Genomic DNA, 13,713 nt, shown 5'->3' on the forward strand with positions numbered 1-13,713 from the left:
TATCACTTGCTCGTCTTCTTGCTCTTCGCCTTCGCCGGGGCCTTTGCTGGAGCTTTCGCCTTGGCGGTTTTCGCTGCGGGTTTGGCCGCGCTCTTCGCCGGGGGCTTTGCGGATTCGGCCTTCTTGGCGGTTGTTTTCGCCGCCGTCTTCGCAGCCGCCTTGAGGGGCTTTTCCTTCGGCTCCGCCGCCGTCTTTGCGGGTTCCGCCGTCTTCGCCACCTTCCTGGCGCCGAATCGACCGCGACGTTCCGGAGCGGCTGCGAGCAGCTCGCGGCATTCATCGAGCGTCAGCGTCTTCGGTTCGCGTTCCTTGGGAATCTTTGCGTTCTTCACGCGATCGGTGATGTACGGGCCATAGCGGCCGTTCAGCACCTGGATGCCCGCATCGGGGAAATCGAGAATGATGCGGTTCGCATCGAGCTCTTCTTTTGCACGGATCAGTTCCAGCGCGCGCGGCAGCTCGACTGTGTAGGGATCGTCATCCTTGATCGACGCAAACTTCTTCTCGCCGTACTGCACGTAAGGACCGAAGCGGCCGATCGCCACCCGGATCGGCTTGCCATCCGGCATGTGACCGACCGTGCGCGGCAGCTTGAAGAGCTCGAGGGCTTCCTGCAGGACGATCGTGTCCATGCGCTGATGCGGACGCAGGCTCGCAAACTTCGGCTTCTCTTCGTCGTCCTTCGTGCCGAGCTGCACGAAGGGACCGTACTTGCCGTAGCGTACGGAAATCGGCTTGCCGGTCACCGGATCCTTGCCGAGCTCGCGGGCTTCCGACACATCTTCGCGAGTGACCGATTTGTCGACGAAGTCGACCTGGTGCTTGAAGTCTTTCCAGAAACGGTCGAGCACCGGTACCCACTGTTCCTTGCCGTCGGCGATCTCGTCGAGATCGTCTTCCATCTTGGCGGTGAAGCCGTAGTCGACGTAGTGCTCGAAGTTGCGGGTCAGGAACTTGTTGACGATCTTGCCGAGGTCGGTCGGGAAGAAGCGCTTGTTCAGCAGCTCCGAGTACTTCTTGTTGACCAGTGTCTGAATGATGCTCGCGTACGTCGACGGGCGACCGATGCCGTACTCTTCGAGCGCCTTCACGAGGCTTGCTTCCGAATAACGGGGCGGCGGTTCGGTGAAGTGCTGCTCGGGCCGGATTTCGACGAGCTTCAGCTCGTCGCCGACTTCCATCGGCGGCAGGATGCGATCGTTGTCGTCGTCGGCCACATCGTCCATGCCTTCCTTGTAGACGGCGATGTAGCCCGGCTTCACGAGCGTCGAACCATTGGCACGCAGCACCGCGGCGGCGCCGTCGCGCTTCGCGCTCTTGCCGGGAACGAGGTCGATGGCGACCGTGTCGTAAACCGCCGGCTCCATCTGGCTCGCAACGGCGCGCTTCCAGATGAGGCTGTAGAGCTTCAGCTGATCCGGATCGATCTTGCCTTCGAGCTTATCGGGCATGACCGCCGCCGAGGTCGGGCGGATCGCTTCGTGCGCTTCCTGCGCGTTCTTCGACTTCGTCTTGTAAGTGCGTGGCTCGGCGGGCAAGGAGTCCTTGCCGTAAGTGCGTTCGATGACCTGCCGGATCTCCGTCAGGGCCTCGGCCGCGAGGTTGACCGAGTCGGTACGCATATAAGTGATGAGACCGACGGCGCCTTCGCCGAAGTCGACACCTTCATAGAGCTGCTGCGCGAGGCGCATCGTGCGTTGCGCGCCGAAGCCGAGCTTGCGCGCGGCTTCCTGTTGCAGCGTCGATGTCGTGAAGGGCGGCGCCGGATTGCGCTTGCGCTGCTTGCGATCGATCGACGCGACACTCAGGTTGCCAGATGCGGCCTTCTCGATGCTGGCGCGGACTTCGTTGGCCTGCGCTTCATTGGTGACCGTGAACTGTTCGACCTTGTCGCCCCGGTACTCGATCAGTCGCGCCGGGAACGCCTGCGCGGCCTTCTGGGCGTCGGCGTCGATGGTCCAGTATTCGCGAGCCACGAAGCGGGCGATTTCATCTTCGCGCTCGCAGATCATCCGCAGTGCCGGGCTCTGGACGCGGCCGGCGGATGCGCCCGGCAGTCCCGCTTTTTTCCACAGCAGCGGCGACAGGTTGAAGCCCACGAGATAGTCGAGTGCGCGACGCGCCTGCTGCGCGTTGACCAGATCCCTCGAGATCTCCCGCGGCTGCTGGATCGCCTCGCGAATGGCGTTGCGGGTGATTTCGTAGAAGACGACGCGATGCACGTCCTTGCCGTCGAGCGCCTTCTGATCCTTCAGCAGCTCGGTGAGATGCCAGGAGATCGCTTCGCCTTCGCGATCAGGGTCGGTTGCGAGGTAGAGCGCGCCGGCTTTCTTCAGCGCCTTCGCGATGGCCTGAACGTGCTTCTCGTTCTTCTCGAGAATCTGATAGCGCATCGCGAACTTGTGCTTCGGATCGACCGCGCCTTCCTTGGGCACGAGATCGCGCACGTGGCCATAGGAGGCCAATACCTCGAAGTTGTTCCCGAGATATTTCTTGATGGTTTTCGCCTTCGCGGGCGATTCGACGATGACGAGATTCTTCTGGTCCATAAAAAAAGAAACCGCGGCAGGCCGCGGCGCACGTCAATTCCAGTTCTCGTTCCTACGTGTCAGTGCACGGCATCCAACCGGTTATCGAACACCAGGTCTTCCATGCGCAAGTAGGCACTTTCCTGCCCCGGCTGGCTGAACAGCACCATCAATACCACCCATTTCACCTGCTCGATATCGATCTGACGTGCATCCAGCGCGAGCAGACGGTCGATGACCAGCTCGCGCTGCGAGGCATTCAGGATCCCGATGTTCTCGAGGTACAGGATGTACCCGCGGCAATCGGTATCGAGTCGGGCCTGTTCGCGTGGATCGAAGACCCGGATCGCGCGCGCCGTCGGCACCGATACCACGCGCTGCGGATCCGCCGACAGTTGCTCGAGCCATTCCAGCGCCCGATCGACTTCGCGTTCGGAGAATCCAGCTCGTTCCAGTTCGTCCTTGAGGGTGTCGCGGTCGGGTTCGGGAGCAGACTCGATATCGGCGTCGAAATAATTCTCGAAAAGATAAATGAGAATATCGAGAACGCTTTCCTTCATTTCACTGCCTTGGATATGCGCGGACGTAGAGGCCGCCGGGGTGGGATTGGATGTGCCCCTCTAGCTCGAGGATCAGCAACATCGAAGCCACCTCGTCGGCCCCGAGCCCGGTACGCACGACCAGAAGGTCCACGCCGGCCGGCTCGAAGCCGAGGGCATCTAACAGGATTTCATACTCTTTGTCCAATGGGGGCCAAGAAGCGCCTGATATTTCAGGGTTTCTCCGCGGCGTCGCGTTCCGCGACAGAAATACCGACGGATCGAGGACACGGGCGAGCGAGCGCAGTTCCTCGAAGATGTCGTCGGTCGTTTCGACCAGTTTGGCGCCCTGACGGATCAGCCGATGGCATCCATGGGACAGCGGACTATGGATCGATCCCGGAATCGCGAAGACCTCGCGGCCCTGGTCGCTGGCGAGCCGCGCCGTGATGAGTGAGCCGCTGCGGATCGCTGCCTCCACGACCAGCGTTCCGAGCGACAGTCCGCTGATGATCCGGTTGCGACGAGGGAAATGTCCCTTGAGCGGCGGCGTGCCGAGCGGCAGTTCGCTGATCAATGCGCCGCGCTCGGCGATCTGTGCCGCGAGCGCTGCGTTCTCGCGCGGGTAGTCCACGTCGACGCCCGTGCCGCATACCGCGACAGTCGTGCCGCTGCTGAGCGCGCCTTGATGGCTCGCGGCATCGATGCCCAGCGCGAGGCCGCTCGTGATGGTGAGACCGCAGCGCGCGAGATGCCCTGCGAACGCGTAGGCATTCTCTCGGCCCGCGTGGGTCGGATTGCGTGCGCCGACCATGGCGAGTTGCGGCATTGCGAGCAGCGACGGGTCGCCATGCACGTGAAGTGCGATCGGCGCATCCGCAAGTTCCTTGAGCAGGGGCGGGTAGCGCGGGTCGTCCCAGTGAACGAAGTGACGGTTCGGCTGCTCGAGCCAGCGCAACTCAGCTGCGATGGCCGCTTCGGGAGGCGATTCGAGCCACTGATCCAGCCGCCTGTCACATCCGGCGTCGAGCCGCGAGGCCGGAGAAGCTTTCAGTAGTGCCTGGGCGGAGCCGAATCGCTGGAGCAGCGGGCTTGCAGTGCGCGAACACAGTCCAGGGGCATGCGCCAGCGTGATCCATGCCGTGAGATCGTCCATGCACGGCACTGTAGCCCCGCACGAAAGTGCGCGGCGAAGCAGTAAAGAGGAGCGGAGCGGAGAAATGCAGCGTCAGCCGGATCGCTGACGCTGCGGCAGTTCAGTGGCGGACTTAAGGATTGCGAGCCGAATCGCCCTGGCGGATTTCCTTCTGCGATTCCATCACCAGCGCATAGCTCATGCGCGGAGTGGTGCTGAAGATCATGACCAGGCCAATGCGTTCGTCCGGCAGCTGCACTTTCGAACCGCTTTTCAGCGTCGCGTTGCCGGCTGCGCCGAGCCCACCCTTCTTGTACTTGTCGCGGACGACCTCGCCGCGCTCGAGGACAGCCAGGATGTGTCCGGGTTCGAGGCCCGCGCTCGAGCCGCGATTCAATGCGATGAGCTGGTACTGGCCCATCACAGTCGCTTCCCGGACGGCAATGACCGTCGCCTGCACATCGCTCGTCGGAGCATGCGGCACGAAGTCGTCCTTCACATCGGTGACTTCAGGGAAGAGCTTGTCGCCCTGAAGCGCTTCGCGGGAGGTTTCCGTCAGGATGAGCTTGGCCGGATCGCCGGTGGCAGCGACCGGGCCCGCGCCCACATAGATACCGGTGTAGCCGAGCACGTCGTTGTTTTCAGGGTCACGCAACTTGCCGTCGACGTGGATGATGCTGTAGCGCGCTTCGGCCGCTGCGTCGCCGATGCCCTTCGCGTAGATCTCGTTGCCCGTCGCGCCGATCATGTGGTCGCCGCGCAGGGCGACGACGTAGGGCGCCTTCTCGACCTGGTCCTTGTCGAGCAGGACCGGACGGGAGGCAAAACCGGCGATGACGTCGTAGGGCACAGCCGTGATCGCCCGGCTCAGCGGTTCGCGACGGACCTGCGGCTGCAGGCGCTGGCTGCCGTCCCCGCCGCGCTCCGCGACAGTGAGGCGCGGCTGGCCGTCGATATAAATGAGCTTCAGGACGTCGCCTGGATAAATAAGGTGCGGATTGGCGACCTGGGGGTTCAGGTACCAGATTTCCGGCCAGTACCAGGGGTCGCGGAGGTAAATCTTCGAGATATCCCAGAGCGTGTCGCCGGGTTTGACGACGTACTCGTTGGGCGCATCGGCGCTCAGGGGGATGTTGCTGCCGGTAGCGATCGTCCGGTTGTCCTGGGCGGAGGAGGTCAGCGGGACCGTGCCTGCCGCGAAGGTCAGACACGCCATGACGCCGAGCACCATTGCCGGACGGATTTGCGAAGTCGCAGTCTTCATGCGCCGAACACGCTCCATTGCCTTTGGACCATCGATACCCCGTGCCGAATCCTGCTACCCGGGCCTTATAATTCCTTCGGCAGGACGGCTCGGACGCCAGATCGGTCGGGGGCTGCTGCGGCGCGTCAGGGACCGCCGCAAGGCACCTGAGTTCTAGTCAGTCCTCAATGCCGGTCCGGAGTACCTGATCCGCCACCTTGTTCGTGGGGGATCGGGGGTCGCCCGGACCGATATTAAGTTCAACGTTGCCCGAACTTTAGCAGCATCATTGCAACGAGTGCACAAATGGGATTCCGGCCCGAGACGTGGTTCTCATTCCGGTTGAAATCGAGTCCCCGGACGCAATCCTCCGGTGGCAGCATGAGCGAACGCAGGTGAACAGACATGGCATTACTTCCCATTCTTGAATTCCCGGATCCGCGCCTGAGGACCAAGGCCCAGCCGGTGAAGGAAGTCGACGCCGCCCTGCGCAAGCTGATCGACGACATGTTCGAGACGATGTACGCGGCGCCCGGCATCGGCCTCGCCGCGACACAGGTGAACGTTCACAAGCGACTGCTCGTGATCGACATCAGCGAGTCGCGCAAGGAACCGCTGGCGCTCGTCAACCCCGAGATCCTTTCGCGCACCGGTGTCGAGGAAACCGAGGAGGGCTGTCTCTCCGTCCCCGGGATCTACGACAAGGTTTCGCGCGCCGAGAAGATCCGCGTCCGTGCGCTCGACCGCAACGGCAAGCAGATCGAGTTCGATGCCGAAGGGCTGCTCGCGGTCTGCATCCAGCACGAGATGGATCATCTCGACGGCAAGCTCTTCGTGGATTACCTCTCCGAGCTGAAGCGCACGCGCATCCGCAAGAAGCTCGAGAAGGAACACCGGCAGGAGCCCGCAGGCCGCGCGAAAGTTCCGGCACTCTGACGACCAGCAACGGTATGCGACTGACGGCGAGCGGTCGATGAATCGCCCGCCGCGGTCCGGTGTCCTTCTTCGAATCCACTCGTCGGCGGCCGTTCTCCCGTAATGCCTGCTTCCCTCTCCATCGTTTTCGCCGGTACGCCGGAGTTTTCCGTGCCGGCGCTCGAAGCCCTCGTCGCGTCGCGCCATCGCGTCGTGGCCGTCTATACGCAGCCGGATCGTCCCGCTGGCCGCGGCCAGCAACTCGCCATGAGCGCGGTCAAACAATGCGCGCTCAAGCATTCGCTGCGAGTCGAGCAGCCACAGACGCTGCGCGATCCGGCCGCAGTCGAGCGCCTCGCGCAAATGCGGCCCGATGTGATGGTCGTCGTCGCCTACGGACTCATTCTTCCTGCCGACGTGCTGGCGATTCCCCGCATGGGTTGCCTGAATATTCACGCGTCGCTGCTGCCACGCTGGCGTGGCGCTGCGCCGATTCATCGCGCGCTGCTCGCGGGTGATTCGCAGACAGGCGTGACCATCATGCAGATGGATGTCGGTCTCGATACCGGCCCGATGTTGCTGGAGCGCACGATGCCGATCGGGAATGACGACACGGCATCGAGCCTTCACGATCGGCTCGCGCAAATGGGTGCCGAAGCGCTGCTCGAAACGATCGACGGCCTCCTCGACGGATCGATTGCCCCGCGGACGCAGCCGGCGGAAGGCGCGACGTACGCCGCGAAGATCCGCAAGGAAGAAGCGTTGATCGACTGGACCCGGTCCGCATCGGAGCTTGATCGCCAGGTGCGCGCCTTCAATCCGTGGCCCGTCGCAGAGACTCGATGGAATGGGCAGCAATTGCGGGTGTGGCAAGCGAATCTCGCCGACACGCACAGTTCGGCGGCACCGGGGACGCTCCTGGGCGGCGATGCCAACGGCATTCGCGTGGCGACAGGTTCCGGCGTGCTCAATCTGACTCGCGTGCAGCTCGCAGGACGCAAGGCTGTCACCGCTGCTGAGTTCCTGAATGCGCAGCGTCTCGACGGGGCTTCGCTAGCGTGAGTCGCTCGGCGCAGGTTCGGGCACAAGCGGCGCGCATCGTTGCCCAAGTCGTTACGAACGGCCGTTCCCTCGATGCCCTGCTTGCTGACGCGCGCGGTGGTTCGCCGCAGGAACGGGGGCTGCTGCGTTCGCTCTGTTACGACAGCATTCGCTGGTACATCCGTCTCGATGCATTGCTGACTCGCCTGTTGACGCGGCCGGGACAGGTGCTGGAACCGGAGGTGCGTGCACTTGCGATCGTCGGCTTGTGCCAGTTGCTGTATTCCGATGTGCCTCCGCACGCGGCGGTCGATGAGACGGTGAACGCTGCACGCGTCCTGAAGCAGCCGCGAGCCTCCGGCTTGATCAACGCGGTGCTGCGTCGATGCCAGCGCGATGGCGCAAAGCTGGCCAGTGCCGTCGATCGCGATCCGGCGGTTCGCGCTGCGCATCCCCAGTGGATGACTGCGGCGCTGAACGCCGACTGGCCGCAACGTGCCGCCTCGATGCTCGACGCCAACAATCAGCGTCCGCCGTTCTGGTTGCGCGTGAATCGGCGTCGCTGCAGCGGCTCTGACTACCGGGAGAAGCTGCAGGCTGCGGGACTCGAAGTGATCGACAGCTGGTTCGACGAACACACGCTGCTGCTGTCGCGGGCCGTCGATGTGCACGAACTGCCCGGTTTCGATTCGGGCCTGGTTTCCGTTCAGGATGCAGCCGCGCAGCTCGCGGCTCATCTGCTGGGGCCGGCGGAGGGCGATCGCGTACTGGACGCGTGCGCCGCGCCCGGTGGCAAGACTTGCCATTTGCTCGAACTTCAGCCGCGGATCGCGGAACTCATCGCCGTCGATGTGTCCAAAGAGCGGCTGGTCCGCGTACACGAGAATCTGCAGCGCCTCGGCCTGTCGGCGACGGTCGTCGAAGGCGATGCATCGACGCCGGAGCGATGGTGGGACCGGCGCGCGTTCGACAGGATTCTGCTGGACGTGCCGTGCTCGGCGACTGGCGTCATCCGGCGACATCCGGACATCAAGCTGCTGCGGCGACCCGAGGACATTCCCGCGCTCGCCCAGCGTCAGCGGGAACTGCTGCACCAGGCCTGGGGCCTGCTCAAGCCAGGCGGTCGGCTGCTTTATGCCAGCTGTTCCGTCTTCCGCATGGAAACCACGGCGGTGGTCGCAGAGTTTCTGACCGCGATGCAGTCGGCACGCGATGTCACAGCGGACAGAATGAAGGAGGTCGGATTGTCGCAGGACGATGCCTTGACGCCCGGCCACGCAATTGCCACGGGGACAGCCGGGATGGATGGCTTCTATTATGCTTGCCTGGAAAAGCTAGAAGGATGACGGTCAGTTGGGAGCGAGCCGCCCACAGTTTTCCTGCGATTCGGGGTCGCACGCAGACGATGCCTCACATGGGCTGCCGGGTCGCGCGGCGATGTGGGTCATGGCCGTGCTTTTGCTGCTTTCGTTCGGCGCCTGGGCTCAGGCACAGCGCTTCGAGATCCGTTCCGCTTACATAGAGCCGTCCGAGGGCGTCTACCAGCTCAATGCGACGCTCGTCTTCGATCTCGCGGAAGGTGCCCGGGCGGCCATCCGCGAAGGCTCGCCGCTCACGCTCGATCTCGAGATCGTCCTGCATCGTTCGCGCAAGTACTGGCTCGACGAAAACATCGCGACGCTCGGCCAGCAGTACGAACTGAACTTTCACGCGCTGAGCGAACGCTACCTGGTCCGCAATCTCAACAGCGGCGAGCAGAACTCCTATCCCACGCTCGATGCCGCGCTCGATTCGCTGCGCGTGATCAGCAACCTGCCGATCCTCGACGAGTCACTGGTCATGCCGGGCTCGCGTCATGAGATCAGTCTGCGCGCGCACCTCGATGTGCGCACGATGCCGGATGCGTTGCGGTTCATCGTGTTCTGGGCCAACGATTGGCGCCAGACCAGCGAGTGGTACACATGGTCCCCGCAGATCTGAAGCGCATCATCGTCTCGACGCTGGTTCTCATCGGCTCGGGACTTTGGGTGGCTGCGCTCCTCATGATGGCGCAGACGGTTCAGCAGTCGGCGAACTTCAGCGACCTGCATCCCTTCATCCTCGGCGTGAACGTCGCGGGCCTGCTCGTCCTGCTGATCCTGATCGGCGGCCGGCTCACGCAGCTCATGCGCGACTGGCGCAAGCGCGTCGTCGGCTCGAGGCTGGAAGCACGCATGGTGTGGATGTTCGCCACACTGGCGATGATTCCGCTGCTGCTCGTGTTCTATTTCTCGATCGTGTTCCTGAACCGCGGCATCGACAGCTGGTTCCACGTCGAGATTCGCGCGGGCCTCGAGGACGCATTGACCCTCTCGCGCGCCGCACTCGATCTGCGAATGCGCGAGGACCTCGAACGGACGCGGCGCATCGCCGATGAACTGTCGCATCACGCCGCTGATCCCGTCGGTGTGCTCGATGAGCTGCGCCGCTCGAACGAAGCGCTGGACGTCACTCTGCTCGGCAGCAACAACCGCATCGTCGCCGCGAGCTCCGATCGCATCGGTGAGATCGTGCCCGCCGCACCGAGTGACGAACTCGTGATGCAGGTCCGGCAGGGACGTCAGTACGTCACGCTCGATCCGCTGGCCGGCGGTGGCTATGTCGTGCGTACTGCGGCGCAGGTGCCAAGGACGCGACCCGGCGAAGAAGTCCGCATGGTTTTAGCAACGTATGCCATCGAGCGGCGCCTGGGTGAACTGGCGGATACCGTCGAGTCGGCCTACCAGCGCTATGGCGAGAAGGCGCGCCTGCGCGAACCGCTGAAGGACAGCTTCACGCTGACACTGACGTTGGTGCTGCTCCTCTCATTGTTCGCGGCGCTGTACGGCGCCTTCTGGTCCGCTCGTCGCCTCGTGCGTCCGATCCAGGACCTCGTGGCCGGCACGCGTGCAGTCGCGAAAGGCGACCTCGACATGCGATTGCCTCTCACCTCGCACGATGAGATGGGCATCCTCGTGCATTCCTTCAACGACATGACCAAGCGCCTGGCGCGCAGCCGAGAGGAAGCGCGACGCAGTCAGCAGGCCGTCGAAGCCGAGCGCACGAATCTCGCCGTCATTCTGGCCCGCCTGTCGACGGGCGTTCTGTCGCTGGAGCCCGATCGCACGATCCGCACCGTCAATCAAGCGGCCGCGGCCATTCTCAACGCCGATATCGAGGGTTGTGTCGGCAAACCGCTCGCAGATGCGGCCGCCAGCAGCGCCTTGTTCGGGCAGTTCGAGGATGCGTGCAGCGAACATCTGGACGCCGGGCAGACGGAATGGCGGGAGCAGCTCGTTCTGCAGGCTGAGAACAGCCGTCGGGTCCTGATGTGTGCGTGTACGACGCTGTCCGGCGAAGATCGCAGTCCGGGCGGCTATGTCATCGTGTTCGACGACATCACCGCACTGCTCCAGGCGCAGAGGGACGCCGCCTGGGGCGAGGTGGCACGTCGTCTGGCGCACGAAATCAAGAACCCGTTGACGCCCATTCAGCTGTCCGCGGAACGGATCCGCAAGAAGCTGCTCGGATCGATGACCGAGAGCCAGGCGCAGGTGCTGGATCGTGCGACGCACACGATCGTCCAGCAGGTCGAAGCCATGAAGGAAATGGTCAACGCCTTCAGCGAATATGCGCGTGCACCGGATATGGATGTGTCACGCTTCGACCTGAACCAGCTGATCGTCGAGGTCGCCGAGCTGTACCGGGCACAGGGAGCTCAGCGACAGCCGCAACTCCAGCTGTCGCCGGGTGTATTGGAGATCGAAGCGGACCGCGGACGGTTGCGGCAGATTGTTCATAACCTGCTGGCGAATGCGATCGAGGCGCTCGAAGGGGCGGCCGATGCCGCCATCCGAGTCGAGACCCGCAGAATCGATCGGGAAGAAGGCGGGCATGCCGTGAGTGCCGCCGAAATCATTGTCGAGGATAATGGGCCGGGGTTCAGGCCGGACGTCATCGGCCAGGTCTTCGATCCTTACGTCACAACAAAACCCAAGGGCACCGGGTTGGGGCTTGCAATCGTGAAGAAAATCGTCGAAGAACACGGGGGAAAGATCGAAGCGGACAACGTGCGTACCGGCGGAGCCCGCGTACGGATCGAGCTGCCGCTGACCGCAAGTTCCCGGACCGGCGGTCCGATTCGTGAGAGACGGGCGGGGCCGAGGAGGGAACGGGCATGAGTGCGGCACGCATTCTGGTCGTCGATGACGAGTCCGAGATTCGCGGACTGCTGAAAGAAATTCTGGCGGACGAAGGCTACGAGGTCGACGTTGCCGCCGACGCTGCCGAGGCGCGCGTGCGTCGTGCACAGCACGATCCCGACCTCGTGCTGCTCGATATCTGGATGCCGGATACGGACGGCATCACGCTGCTGCGCGAATGGTCTCAGGCCAACGGCACGAGCTGTCCGGTCGTGATGATGTCCGGCCACGGCACGGTCGAAACGGCCGTGGAAGCAACTCGCCTCGGCGCATTCGATTTCGTCGAGAAGCCCCTGTCGCTGGCGAAGCTGTTGCGCACTGTCGAGCGCGCGCTCGATTCCGGCCGCAATCGTCGCCAGGCGGGGCGCACGCTCGTGCCGACGCTGATTGCGCCGGTCGGCAAGAGCCGCGCGATGCACGCGTTGCGCGAACAAGTGCAGCAGGTCGCACCGCACGAGACGCCTGTTCTGATCATTGGCGAACCCGGCACGGGTCGCGAGGCGTTCGCCCGCTACATTCATTCGATCAGTCCGCGCTCCGCCGGCCCGTTCGTGCAGTTGGTCGCGACAGGCATGACGGATGACGGCGCCGCAGCCGCACTGCATGGAACGGAAGATCGCGGTGGTGTGCACGCGGGATTGCTGGAGCAGGCCGCGGGCGGCGTGCTCTTCATCAACGGTCTCGAAGATCTGCCGCAGAAGGCGCAGGGTCTTCTGGTCGCCGCGCTGGAGACGCATACGATCACTCGCGTCGGTGGCGCCGTGCCCGTGAAGCTGAACCTGCGTGTGATCAGCTCAGCGACGCCGCGCATGCTGAGCGACAACGGCGGCACCGTCCGGCCCGAACTGTTTTCCCGACTGAACATCATCACGCTGACCGTGCCGCCGCTGCGCGACTACGCGCAGGACGTGCCGGATCTGCTGCGCTATTACGTCGACCGCCTGGTCGATGAAGAGCATCTGCCGTTCCGTCGGTTCGGTGTCGCGGCCCAGAACCGCCTGCGCAACTATCCGTGGCCCGGCAACATCCGCGAATTGAAGAACCTGGTCCAGCGCCTGCTCATCCTCGGCGGCGAAGAAGAAATCCGTCTCGACGAGATCGAGCGCGAACTGGCATCACAAGCACCGACCACCGAACCCCTCGTTAAGCAGGATCTGCTCGCCCTGCCGCTGCGCGAAGCCCGCGAACACTTCGAACGCGCCTATCTCCAGCAGCAGCTGATTCTCTGCAACGGCAAGGTGGGGCAGCTCGCAAAGCGCGTGGGGATGGAGCGAACGCATCTCTATCGCAAGCTGAGATCACTGGGAGTGGATTTCAGGCAGCTGGCGGAAGATTGAAGCGACCTCCGTCACCGTGTTTGTCATTCCCGCGCAGGCGGGAATCCGTCGGGAATGGACTCCCGCTTTCGCGGGAGTGACGGAACCACCAATCATTCGCCTACGCGAATGACCAGCGCCTCGATCTGCGCCTGCCTGAGCTTGCTCCTCGTCTCTTCCAGCTTCTGCAGGTTCGTGATCGGGCCGATGCGCACGCGGTGCCACGTGTCGTTGTCGACCGTGACTTTCTGGATTTTCGATTCGACGCCCTGCAGGGCGATCAGGGCGCGGACACGATCGGCGTCGGCGAGTTTGCGGAAGGAGCCGGCCTGGAGCACGTATGCGCCGGGCTTCTGAACGCTTTCATTCGTCGAAGGCGCGGCGCCGGTGCCGTCCTTCTCCGGGATGACGACTTCGAACTTCGGCAGCATCTCGTAGAAGTCGAACTGCGTTTCCGATTCCTGCGACGCAGGGGCGGGCTTCTGCGACGCAGGCTCTTCATCGCTGCTCATCGGCGCTGCTTCGCGCGCAACTCGCGCTTCCGGGCGCCGGTCATACAAGTACACACCCATCGCCACTGCCAGTCCGAGTGCGAGTCCCAGCACGAATCCGGCAACGCCGGACAATCCGGAGCCGCTGTTCGAGCGACGAGAGGCATTCTTGTAGTCGCGGGCCATAAGGAGAAGCGGTTAGCGGTTAGCGGTTGGCGGTTGGCGAGAAAAGACGCGCGCACGCGCGAAGGGCGGGCACTGCCCGCTTCTGACTAACCGCTAACC

11 protein-coding genes are annotated in these 13,713 nt (G+C 63.6%); 6 read left to right on the forward strand and 5 right to left on the reverse strand.

The window, feature by feature from the left end; all coding sequences use genetic code 11:
• Positions 1 to 2 precede the first annotated feature (2 nt).
• From HNQ60_RS11115 to HNQ60_RS11130, 4 genes are all read right to left on the reverse strand, one after another.
• Positions 3 to 2,549 (reverse strand): DNA topoisomerase I, encoded by a 2,547-nt coding sequence (locus HNQ60_RS11115; protein ID WP_184331628.1) that lies wholly within the window; start codon positions 2,547 to 2,549, stop codon positions 3 to 5.
• 59 nt (positions 2,550 to 2,608) lie between these two features.
• Positions 2,609 to 3,088: a DUF494 family protein gene (locus tag HNQ60_RS11120; RefSeq protein ID WP_184331630.1), complete on the reverse strand. Its 480-nt coding sequence runs from the start codon at positions 3,086 to 3,088 to the stop codon at positions 2,609 to 2,611.
• Between the two features lies 1 nt (position 3,089).
• Positions 3,090 to 4,223 (reverse strand): DNA-processing protein DprA, encoded by a 1,134-nt coding sequence (gene dprA / locus HNQ60_RS11125; protein WP_184331632.1) that lies wholly within the window; start codon positions 4,221 to 4,223, stop codon positions 3,090 to 3,092.
• A 112-nt stretch (positions 4,224 to 4,335) separates the two neighbouring features.
• Positions 4,336 to 5,466, reverse strand: a complete 1,131-nt coding sequence (locus HNQ60_RS11130) for a LysM peptidoglycan-binding domain-containing protein (RefSeq protein ID WP_184331634.1) — start codon at positions 5,464 to 5,466, stop codon at positions 4,336 to 4,338.
• 384 nt (positions 5,467 to 5,850) lie between these two features.
• On the opposite strand from HNQ60_RS11130, the gene def reads away from it, so the two are divergent.
• From def to HNQ60_RS11160, 6 genes are all read left to right on the forward strand, one after another.
• Positions 5,851 to 6,381, forward strand: coding sequence for a peptide deformylase (gene def, locus HNQ60_RS11135; RefSeq protein WP_184331636.1), 531 nt, complete (start codon positions 5,851 to 5,853; stop codon positions 6,379 to 6,381).
• Positions 6,382 to 6,483: 102 nt separating this feature from the next.
• Positions 6,484 to 7,422, forward strand: coding sequence for a methionyl-tRNA formyltransferase (gene fmt, locus HNQ60_RS11140; protein ID WP_184331637.1), 939 nt, complete (start codon positions 6,484 to 6,486; stop codon positions 7,420 to 7,422).
• Positions 7,419 to 8,747 (forward strand): 16S rRNA (cytosine(967)-C(5))-methyltransferase RsmB, encoded by a 1,329-nt coding sequence (gene rsmB / locus HNQ60_RS11145; protein ID WP_184331639.1) that lies wholly within the window; start codon positions 7,419 to 7,421, stop codon positions 8,745 to 8,747. Before fmt ends, rsmB begins: the two co-directional genes overlap by 4 nt.
• Before the next feature lie 100 nt (positions 8,748 to 8,847).
• A complete protein-coding gene (locus tag HNQ60_RS11150; RefSeq protein WP_184331641.1) occupies positions 8,848 to 9,381 on the forward strand; it encodes a DUF4390 domain-containing protein in 534 nt (177 codons plus the stop codon).
• On the forward strand, positions 9,363 to 11,600 hold the full coding sequence (locus tag HNQ60_RS11155) for a sensor histidine kinase (RefSeq protein ID WP_184331643.1): 2,238 nt from the start codon (positions 9,363 to 9,365) through the stop codon (positions 11,598 to 11,600). Before HNQ60_RS11150 ends, HNQ60_RS11155 begins: the two co-directional genes overlap by 19 nt.
• Positions 11,597 to 12,958, forward strand: coding sequence for a sigma-54-dependent transcriptional regulator (locus HNQ60_RS11160; RefSeq protein WP_184331645.1), 1,362 nt, complete (start codon positions 11,597 to 11,599; stop codon positions 12,956 to 12,958). Before HNQ60_RS11155 ends, HNQ60_RS11160 begins: the two co-directional genes overlap by 4 nt.
• Positions 12,959 to 13,050: 92 nt before the next feature.
• Here HNQ60_RS11160 and HNQ60_RS11165 read toward each other — a convergent pair whose 3' ends face one another.
• On the reverse strand, positions 13,051 to 13,614 hold the full coding sequence (locus HNQ60_RS11165; protein WP_184331647.1) for an SPOR domain-containing protein: 564 nt from the start codon (positions 13,612 to 13,614) through the stop codon (positions 13,051 to 13,053).
• Positions 13,615 to 13,713: the final 99 nt, after the last annotated feature.

Origin of the sequence: Povalibacter uvarum, assembly GCF_014202975.1 — a bacterium.
Classification (GTDB): Bacteria; Pseudomonadota; Gammaproteobacteria; order Steroidobacterales; family Steroidobacteraceae; genus Steroidobacter; species Steroidobacter uvarum.

Coding starts and splice junctions, on each gene's coding strand:
- HNQ60_RS11115 (WP_184331628.1), bottom strand. CDS start 2,549: ATGGACCAGAAGAATCTCGTCATCGTCGAATCGCCCGCGAAGGCGAAA.
- HNQ60_RS11150 (WP_184331641.1), top strand. CDS start 8,848: ATGGCCGTGCTTTTGCTGCTTTCGTTCGGCGCCTGGGCTCAGGCACAG.
- HNQ60_RS11130 (WP_184331634.1), bottom strand. CDS start 5,466: ATGAAGACTGCGACTTCGCAAATCCGTCCGGCAATGGTGCTCGGCGTC.
- HNQ60_RS11120 (WP_184331630.1), bottom strand. CDS start 3,088: ATGAAGGAAAGCGTTCTCGATATTCTCATTTATCTTTTCGAGAATTAT.
- HNQ60_RS11160 (WP_184331645.1), top strand. CDS start 11,597: ATGAGTGCGGCACGCATTCTGGTCGTCGATGACGAGTCCGAGATTCGC.
- HNQ60_RS11155 (WP_184331643.1), top strand. CDS start 9,363: ATGGTCCCCGCAGATCTGAAGCGCATCATCGTCTCGACGCTGGTTCTC.
- HNQ60_RS11165 (WP_184331647.1), bottom strand. CDS start 13,614: ATGGCCCGCGACTACAAGAATGCCTCTCGTCGCTCGAACAGCGGCTCC.
- def (WP_184331636.1), top strand. CDS start 5,851: ATGGCATTACTTCCCATTCTTGAATTCCCGGATCCGCGCCTGAGGACC.
- dprA (WP_184331632.1), bottom strand. CDS start 4,223: ATGGACGATCTCACGGCATGGATCACGCTGGCGCATGCCCCTGGACTG.
- fmt (WP_184331637.1), top strand. CDS start 6,484: ATGCCTGCTTCCCTCTCCATCGTTTTCGCCGGTACGCCGGAGTTTTCC.